This window comes from Vibrio sp. 1F255 (assembly GCF_041439145.1).
GTDB lineage: Bacteria > Pseudomonadota > Gammaproteobacteria > Enterobacterales > Vibrionaceae > Vibrio > Vibrio crassostreae_C.
The window spans coordinates 72545-80461 of sequence record NZ_JBGONQ010000028.1 but is presented as its reverse complement, the minus strand read 5'-3'; the positions used below and the strand labels follow the sequence as shown (position 1 = coordinate 80461).

Annotated in this window: 10 protein-coding genes; 6 read left to right on the top strand and 4 right to left on the bottom strand. The window is 43.3% G+C overall.

Annotated features, from left to right (window positions below; all coding sequences use genetic code 11):
* Positions 1-349: 349 nt before the first annotated feature.
* The gene (locus tag ACED41_RS15775) at positions 350-874 is read right to left on the bottom strand and encodes a DUF3087 family protein (RefSeq protein ID WP_017070390.1); all 525 of its coding nucleotides are present in this window, start codon (positions 872-874) and stop codon (positions 350-352) included.
* 256 nt (positions 875-1130) lie between these two features.
* Between ACED41_RS15775 and trmY the strand changes: the two genes are divergently transcribed.
* On the top strand, positions 1131-1730 hold the full coding sequence (gene trmY, locus ACED41_RS15770) for a tRNA (pseudouridine(54)-N(1))-methyltransferase TrmY (protein ID WP_004733046.1): 600 nt from the start codon (positions 1131-1133) through the stop codon (positions 1728-1730).
* 101 nt (positions 1731-1831) lie between these two features.
* On the opposite strand, the gene ACED41_RS15765 is transcribed toward trmY, so the two are convergent.
* Positions 1832-2827: a permease gene (locus ACED41_RS15765; RefSeq protein ID WP_371725261.1), complete on the bottom strand. Its 996-nt coding sequence runs from the start codon at positions 2825-2827 to the stop codon at positions 1832-1834.
* Between the two features lie 233 nt (positions 2828-3060).
* On the opposite strand from ACED41_RS15765, the gene ACED41_RS15760 reads away from it, so the two are divergent.
* Entirely contained in the window at positions 3061-3357 is a 297-nt protein-coding gene (locus tag ACED41_RS15760) for a helix-turn-helix transcriptional regulator (RefSeq protein ID WP_004733042.1), read from the top strand.
* Positions 3341-3925: an RNA polymerase sigma factor SigZ gene (gene sigZ, locus ACED41_RS15755; protein ID WP_229648219.1), complete on the top strand. Its 585-nt coding sequence runs from the start codon at positions 3341-3343 to the stop codon at positions 3923-3925. Before ACED41_RS15760 ends, sigZ begins: the two co-directional genes overlap by 17 nt.
* Before the next feature lie 120 nt (positions 3926-4045).
* Here sigZ and ACED41_RS15750 read toward each other — a convergent pair whose 3' ends face one another.
* Both ACED41_RS15750 and ACED41_RS15745 read right to left on the bottom strand, forming a co-directional pair.
* Positions 4046-4660 (bottom strand): YitT family protein, encoded by a 615-nt coding sequence (locus ACED41_RS15750; protein ID WP_017065874.1) that lies wholly within the window; start codon positions 4658-4660, stop codon positions 4046-4048.
* A 460-nt stretch (positions 4661-5120) separates the two neighbouring features.
* Complete coding sequence (locus tag ACED41_RS15745) at positions 5121-5270, bottom strand: hypothetical protein (protein ID WP_017061698.1); 150 nt, start codon at positions 5268-5270, stop codon at positions 5121-5123.
* A 29-nt stretch (positions 5271-5299) separates the two neighbouring features.
* Here ACED41_RS15745 and ACED41_RS15740 point away from each other — a divergent pair, with 29 nt between their 5' ends.
* From ACED41_RS15740 to ACED41_RS15730, 3 genes are all read left to right on the top strand, one after another.
* On the top strand, positions 5300-6511 hold the full coding sequence (locus tag ACED41_RS15740; protein ID WP_017061697.1) for an MFS transporter: 1212 nt from the start codon (positions 5300-5302) through the stop codon (positions 6509-6511).
* Positions 6512-6732: 221 nt separating this feature from the next.
* The gene (locus ACED41_RS15735; protein ID WP_170962367.1) at positions 6733-7458 is read left to right on the top strand and encodes a sulfite exporter TauE/SafE family protein; all 726 of its coding nucleotides are present in this window, start codon (positions 6733-6735) and stop codon (positions 7456-7458) included.
* 78 nt (positions 7459-7536) lie between these two features.
* On the top strand, positions 7537-7899 hold the full coding sequence (locus tag ACED41_RS15730) for an MmcQ/YjbR family DNA-binding protein (protein ID WP_017065872.1): 363 nt from the start codon (positions 7537-7539) through the stop codon (positions 7897-7899).
* Positions 7900-7917 lie beyond the last annotated feature (18 nt).

Sequence of the window (7917 nt, the reverse complement as noted above, 5' to 3'; positions counted from 1 at the left end):
TATTCATCAACGAGTGCCCACACAGATTGATAGGTTTAAATTGTTAAAGAGCTTTGCTTATCGAAACTTTCTTTTTACAAAGAAACCCTTGAAAGCGGACGTGAATTCTAGCGATTTAATCTTAAGTGTCAAACACTTTTTAAAATTAATTTGTTTCGAACTTTCCGTCTTACTGATTACCGCTGAAGCCTTGTGGCGTCTGCCGTGTCAGTGAGGCGGCATTATAGAGATCATCGTAAACATGGCAACCCCTTTTTTGATAAAAATTCAAAAAAGTTGCTTAAGTGTCTACTTTTACGTCAAAAGCGTCTTTCACAGGTCAAAGCTCATACAATTACAGGCATATCACTTAAAATTTCGCGACTAAATCTTTCGAAAATACCTCTATATCTAGTTCAATACTCCATTTATCACTCAGCTCTACGATGTTATCTAGCGACTGCTGAACCGTTTTTATCGTCAACGTATTATTGTCTAGGTCGTATACCTGTTTTTGCGTAGTGTAATAGAAGTAAAGGATAGTCAGCGCGTCTCGGTCGCCTTGTTCCGCTTTTGGCTGAATGCGCTTGAGCTTACGATAGATTTGATTGTGGATTTGTTTCAGGTTCCAAACATAAAGCGCTTCTTTGAAATACTCATGCCCTTTCACTCGGCTTGCGATAAACGCATTCAAAGCGACAGATAAGATCACCCCAAGTACGTTCAAATGAAAGTTCCCTGTCGATTCACCAGTAATTGAAGTCGCCGAGCCAAACAATTCGATCAAAATGGTGCCGAATACAATGGCAAACAATGCAAGTGACCCAACTAATGACACCAACAACAGGTTCATCTTCTTTCTATATTCTTCTTTATTAATCTTCTGTAACTTCACCGACAGCTTCCTTATGTAAGTCACTTTATAATTTTGCGCATACTACCTATGTAAACATTGGTTCGCTTCAACCCTTACCGTCTTGTAATGTGGTCATTCTCTATTTAATACTCAAAGTTCGCGGGTTGGTGCTAAGTGCAACTCCATTTGACTTCATTAATAGAAAAGAGTTACATACCGCCACAATTTTGGTTATTCATCAATTCATGTTGATAAAGTCCGTTTCGCTTTATCACATACTGACAAGGTACATTCCATGCGTTCATTTGTATTACGCGCTCGCGCAGCCCCTACAGAGAGCAAACTTATCTTAGAAGGTGTTGGGCAAGACGCTCATACTGAGATTCTGGCTCATACTCTGATGAACACGATCTTCGTTGCTCAATCTCACCGTGAGAATGTCACCGTGCATCTTGTGCTAGAAAGTACTAAAGACTTTTCACGTACCATTACATTCGATTCAAATGAAATCACCAACATTGGCGGCTTTCATGAATCTGCACTGTTATCTGCGGTAGTAAGAGCGGTTGACGCTTCTCAAGGCATGACAAAAGAACAAACACGTCAGGTAGAACCGGGCATCACTGTTCGTACGATGAGCTTTGAAAAGTTGGTCAAAGAACTGGCCGAAGACCACCAGCTGTACATGATGGATAAAAAAGGCGACTTTATCCGTGATGCAGAGATTGCGGAAAACCCATGTTTCCTTCTGACTGACCACATCCCAATGCCGAAGAAAAGCTACAACAGCTTAAAGCGCTTAGGAACAGAAAAGATCAGCTTAGGCCCGAACATGCTGTTTGCTTCTCAGTGTGTTGTGTTGATCAACAATGAGCTTGATATTCGCGGTTTCTAATCTCCGAACTAATAGTCTCAACGCAAAAAGAGCTCAACTAAGTGAGCTCTTTTATTATATATCTCTTGGTATCGAGGGTGTTATCTCATAATCAAGCCTGATTAACCAAAGATGAAGCTGTATAGGAAGCCTGCACCCATCGCCATGCTTAGGATAACGAATAGGAATGCTGCAATCATTTGGTTCTTGAAGATTGATTTAAGCAGGATAACTTCCGTCAAACTTGCACCTGCACTACCAATGATCAATGCCATAACTGAACCCAGCGCCATGCCTTTCTGTACTAGAGCTGCACTTAGTGGGATTACCGCTTCAGCACGAATATACAGTGGAATACCAATCACGGCTGCTACTGGAATCGCATACCACATACCTTCACCAGCGTACTGTGCTATAAGGTCTGTAGGAATGAAGCCGTAGATGAATGAACCAATCGCGATACCCATCATTAGGTAAGGGAAAACTTGTTTAAAATCTTTCCAAGTTGAGAACCAAATTCTCATCCAACGGCTAGGTTCTTTCTTCTCTACGATTTCAGCTGTTGCGCTTCCATCCGCTGAACAGCATGAAACCGTTACTTGTGGCTCTTCTTTTTTAGAATCGCAGCAAGATCTCTCTTTCGCCATTACGGGTGCGGGTTCGCCACATGCACTTGTACCACATGAAGATTCTGCTTTAACCGGTGCTGCTTTCTTAGGAGCAGAGTCACCACAGCTAGTGCCACAGCTTGAAGCTGAACCTGTTGATTCATACGCTTCAGGTTTTACGTAACGCTCAAAGCCAAGCTTCTCAAGTGCGTAACCAGCCACTACAGACACCGTCATTGGACCGAAACCCGCTCTTGCACGCAGCAATCCTTTTAAGAAAGGAATGGTCGAACATGAACAGAAAGGTGTAATTGCACCCAGTAGTGCTGCTACTACATAACCCTTACCATTACGTGAGCTCAGGATAGATTGAATCTTTTCTGGTGTAAGGAACTCTTGAAGAATCCCAACAATGTAGCTGATCGCTAAGAAAAGGATAATTAGCTCTACTGCTAAGAAAGCGAACATATCAAGTGCGTCTTTCAGCATTGTTAACATTTCATTGCTCATAATTAACTCCAAACTGGATTGAAGGTCGGGCTCTATGAGAAAAGTAACCAACCCTTAATTTCGAATATTCTCGAATTATAGAAATAAACAGCTCCAGAACAAGAGTAATTTCGATAAAAATCGAAATGATTTTCGAAAACACAGTTTTTCAATAACTTACACAGACACCGTTTTTAAATTTGAATTCGACATACATTTCGACTAACATCGAAATTAAATCTTGAGGAGTTAATATGAACTTAGAAGTCGTTGCGAAAGCACTTAAAGAGTTGGGGCACCCTATTCGCCTAACCATTTATAAGAGTGTCGTTAAAGCTGGCTACCAAGGCATTGCAGTTGGCGGCCTACAAGAAGAGCTAGGCATTCCCGGTTCTACCTTGTCTCACCACATATCAAGCTTGGCGTCTGCGGGCCTAATCAGCCAAAGACGAGAAGGAAGAACTCTATTCTGCGTGGCGGAGTATGAGTGCCTAGAAGGTGTGATTGATTTCTTACAAGACGAATGTTGCGTAAATGAACAGTGCAACTAATGCACCTTTGAAGATCGAACAAGTCTGGGCCGAGTATCAGCAAGCATTAAAGTCATTCCTGCATTCAAAGGTCAACAACTCTGCGGATGTAGACGACTTGCTCCAAGATATCTTGATTAAGACCTATCAGAACTTAGATAAGGTACAAGATGCTAGCAGTGTTAAGGCTTGGCTGTTCCAGTTAGCCAACAACACCATTATCGACTTCTACCGTAAGCATGCACGCCAACAACGTGATAGCCAAATTGATGCTGAAGATCTGTGGTTTACCGATTTAGACCACGACTCTGAATTTAAGCAGAAACTTTCATTGTGTATTGAACCTTTTATTCAGGCATTGCCAGAACAAAGTTCATCGCTACTGCTTGCGGTCGACATCAAAGGCCAAAGCCAAAAAGAGATCGCAGAAGCGCAGAACGTCAGCTATTCAACGGTTAAATCCCGCGTGCAAAAAAGCCGTGCTGATCTTAAGAACCTGTTTGAAGAGTGTTGTAACTTGTCCCTTGATCAACAAGGCAATGTGATTGATTGCGAGCTTAAGCCGAACGCCAGCTGCGGCAAGTGTTAATCGTTACATCGAATCCGTTATTTCAATAGAACAAAGCCAGCAATTAATGCTGGCTTTGTTGTTTTCATAATCTGCAAATCACTCTTTACTTAAGCAAATCTAGAGCTTGAGCGAACCGAACTATGCTGCTTCCGCTTTTACCACAGGTTGATAGCGCCCCGGTTTATGATTCATTGCTAGAATCAAGTTGGTGACTATCGCACCAAGCACAGACAGAAGAACCAATGACACATCAACAATGAACAGAGAAAGCACAACAATCGTGCAGTCTAATGCCATCTGAACCTTACCTGCTCGAATTCCAAAACGTTCTTGTAAGAACAACGCCAGAATGTTGAAGCCACCTAAGCTCATCTTGTGACGGAAAATCACCAGCATGCCGGTACCAATCAAGCCACCACCAAGTAAAGCTGCATACAATGCATGAATTTCGGCAATTTGAATCACGTGATACAAGTGATCCACGGCGAACGAAACAATCGAAACCGCGATAAACGTATTGATTGTGAAGCGCCAGCCCATACGAGCAACCGACAAAATATAGAAAGGTAAGTTAAGTGCGAAGAATACTTGGCCAAAGCTCAAATCTGTTACTTTGGTAATGAAGATCGCTAGACCAGCCGTGCCCCCGGTGAGCAAACCGACTTGGTTGAAAAAGATAACGCCGAGTGAAACCAATGCGCTACCTAAGATCAGTGCCAGTAAATTTTCGCGAAGATTATGATCTTTATCCATGTGAATGACTCTCCCTGAATCTTTTAACATCGCGTTTCAGTAGTCTTGAAACGATTTATGCCCAAATTTACGATGTTTGACAGATAAGTCGAGTGAACGAGCAATGTTGCTTAGTGATTAGTTTGTATATTAGTTTTTACAGCTTTGTGAAACTTTAAATTAAACAGCTAGTTATAAGCCTTAATTTAGACTTTCATTCTTAATTAGATACTTGTTTCAATTAACTAACGAGCTTCAAGTTTTCTTATTTATTGAGCGCATTTTATACCAATTCCAATCAAGCGACAATCTATGCATAAAACGCATAGACTACATCACAAATGGTCATTTGATACATACCCGACTCATCACTATGATGCGCGACTTCTTACAACATTGAGCGCATGTCAACACCGTATGTTTTCACAATCTCTTTTTGCCCAACTTGCCAGAATGACGTTATTCCTCGTCATTAGTTTGGTTATTGTGCATCACAGTCAGCCATTGATTGATCTCTTGGCTCAGCATGCCGTAAGCAGTGGTTGCCACCAGCAGTCAGGGCATGATCATTCTGGGCACGAACATCACCATGAGATGACTGACCAACACATGTCAGCGCAAGACCACTCACATCACCACCATTAATTTAAGAGTATTAGAATGAGCATTTTCCGTTTTCCTTTACTGGTATGGCTAGGGATAGGCACACTTATTATCAGTCTAGGGATCAGACAATCATTCGGCATTTTCATGATGCCAATTTCAGAGCATTTCGGCACGGGTCGAGAGTTTTTCAGCTTCTCTATTGCTCTACAAAACTTATTGTTCGGTGTGTTCCAACCTTTTGTTGGTATGGCCGCTGACAAATGGGGAGCAAGACGCATCATTATTGCTGGCGCATGTGCTTACGGTTTGGGTTTACTTCTTACCTCAATTTCTACCGAATCGAGCATGCTTTACGTTTCGTTAGGCGCACTGGTTGGTCTTGGCTTGAGTGCGACAAGTTACGTGATCGTGCTTGGCGCAGTAGCGAAAGTTGTACCAGCAGAGCACGCGGCTAAGGCGTTTGGCTTAACCACGGCTGCAGGTTCATTTGGTATGTTCGCGGTAATTCCGGGCGCACAATACATGCTGAATGAATTTGACTGGCAGAGTGCGATGCAAGTGTTTGGCGTACTGTGTTGTTTGATGATCTCTTTTGCGCTGTTCATGCGAGCGCCTAAAGCAGCCTCAAACAAACAAGCGCAAGCTGAAGAGAACCAAACACTCAAAGAAGCGTTGTCTGAAGCGTTTGCTCACAAAGGTTACTGGTTGATTCACGCGGGCTTCTTCGTGTGCGGTTTCCACGTAATGTTTATCGCAACGCACTTACCGAGCTATTTAGCAGATAAAGACCTACCCGCGAGCAGCGCTGCGATGGCACTGGCTTACGTTGGCATCTTCAACATCTTTGGGTCTTACTTCTGGGGTGTAATGGGCGACAAGTTCAGCAAACGCCACGTTATGTCTGCACTGTACTTAGTGCGTACTGTGGTTATCGGTGCGTTTGTGACTCTGCCTGTGACTGAATCAACCGCGGCTATCTTCGGTGCGGCCATTGGATTCTGTTGGTTGGGTACAGTTCCGCTAACGTCTGGCTTAGTTCGTCAGATCTTCGGTGCCCGTTACCTATCAACGTTGTACGGCTTGGTATTCTTTACTCACCAAGTGGGTAGCTTCTTAGGCGCTTGGGTGGGTGGTCGTATTTACGATTACTACGGTTCTTACGAGCCAATCTGGTGGTCAACGGTGGTGCTGGCATTTGCAGCAGCACTTATCCATTTACCAATCAATGACAAGCCCATTGAGCGACTGAAATTGGCAATGGCTTAACGTTTTATGCTGACTCCCCCACTAGCGTAAACAAGTCGTTCCAATAAAGCGAGTGAGTATTGAAAGGAAGCATCCTGAGATACTCACTCGCTTTTTTGTTGGTCGTTATAGTAGAAATTATAACTAGCGAAACTGGCATAAAGCTCACTGAATAATAAGACTATTATTTTAGTTTTCATTTATAGTATCCACCCGCTCCTTTAAAACTAATCCGCAGGCTTATGGAATACATAGATCAGACTGTCCTTATCGCAATGACACTCATTTTTGTCGGCTCGTTTGTGCAAACCGCAATCGGCTTTGGTTTGGCCATTGTTGCAGCCCCACTGCTGTTTTTGGTCTCTCCAGATTATGTGCCTGCGCCTATCTGTTTGATCGGTCTGTTTATCTCGTTATTCAACGCTTTTAAACATAGAGCAAATATCTCTATTGGCGGATTAAAAATCGCATTGCTGGGCCGTATTCCTGGGTCACTGGCAGGTGGTGCTTTGTTGGTGATGGTTTCAACGAGCGTGTTATCACTATGGTTGGGCTTATTGGTAGTATTTGCCGTGATTGTTAGCCTACTGCCCTTTAGACTCGAACCAACCCCAACTAAGATGGGTATTGCGGGGTTCTTCTCTGGGTTCTTTGGCACCAGTTCTGGTATTGGTGGTCCACCGATGGCACTGCTACTCCAACACCAAGATGCCAATCAGCTTCGTGGTAACCTTTCTGCGTTTTTCGTGTTTAGTTCGATCATTTCGTTGGTTGTACAGATCCCAATTGGCTTCTTCACGCTACACCACTTGATCATCACTATACCTTTGCTGCCTGCTGCTTGGTTGGGTTACAAAGTGGCGTTAATGACGACACAAAGCATCCCTAAAGAGAAGATACGCATTGGTTCATTACTGCTATGTTCTCTCAGTGGCTTTACGGCAATCTGGCAGGGTTTAGCTGGCTAGTTATTGGCGATAAAGACAAGAAGAAGAAAGACATCTTAGAAAACCAACACAAACACCCAGTAGATAAAAGGACGCTCTATGACTTACGACGAATTCAACGCATTCTGCGAGTCACTGCCTGCAACCAGTTATGTGATGCAGTGGAATAACTCTCACGTTTGGAAAGTAGGTGGCAAGGTGTTTGCGATTGGTGGTTGGGGACCGAAAGATGAGCCTGCGTTTATCTTCAAGGCGTCCGATCAGAATTTCGACTTTCTCAAAGAAGAGCCGGGCTATAAACCCGCACCCTACTTTGCTTCACGCGGTATGAAATGGATTCAGCTGTTTGAAAGCACGCCAGAAAGGGATGAGGAGCTGAGATACTATCTCATTGAGTCACACCGAATTGTGTCCTTAGGTCTAACCAAAAAGAAGCAAGCAGAGCTAGGGCTCAATCAGTAGCGTTTATTACGTACTGCT